This is a genomic window from Oleiphilus sp. HI0061, from assembly GCF_001635675.1.
On record NZ_LWFE01000208.1, the window covers coordinates 1 to 677 of the forward strand.

1 protein-coding gene is annotated in these 677 nt (G+C 44.0%); it reads right to left on the reverse strand.

Annotation, left to right across the window (positions count from 1 at the left end; all coding sequences use genetic code 11):
- Positions 1-91 precede the first annotated feature (91 nt).
- A partial coding sequence (gene queA / locus A3735_RS02420) for a tRNA preQ1(34) S-adenosylmethionine ribosyltransferase-isomerase QueA (RefSeq protein WP_068637531.1) occupies positions 92-677 on the reverse strand: 586 nt, incomplete at its 5' end.

Consider the following 677-nt stretch of genomic DNA (forward strand, 5'->3'; position numbering starts at 1 on the left):
CCCACGTGGAAAGTCAATTTCTCCACGTCGAGCCAAGCCATCTGTCTGGCTGACCTTAAAGGACATACAACAATTCGATTCACTCAATGTATTACTCCGAAATATTCCCGCTAGAGGGATTTAGAAACATCGCATCACCATAACTGAAAAAGCGATACTTATTTGCAACAGCCTGCTCATAAGCATTTAAGATATTTGCCTGGCCTGAAAATGCAGATACCAACATTAATAGGGTCGATTTCGGCAAATGAAAGTTAGTAATCAGTGCATCGACACTTTTAAACTCATAACCTGGGAAAATAAATATCTCAGTATCACCGGTAAAAGCCTTAAGCTCGCCTGACTGGCTGGCAGATTCAAGACTACGAACACTAGTTGTGCCGACGCAAATAACACGACCACCTTTTCGACGAGTCGCAGTCACTTTATCAACCACGTCTTGAGTCACTTCAATCCATTCCGAATGCATTTCGTGGTCTTTAATATCGTCAACCTTTACTGGCTGGAAGGTTCCAGCACCAACATGCAAGGTAACAAAAGCTGTATCAACGCCTTTTGCTTTAAGCCTTTCAATAAGCTCATCATCAAAGTGCAAGCCTGCCGTAGGCGCTGCTGCCGCGCCTGGCTTATCGGCATAGACAGTTTGATAACGATCCTGATCCATATCCTCATCACCA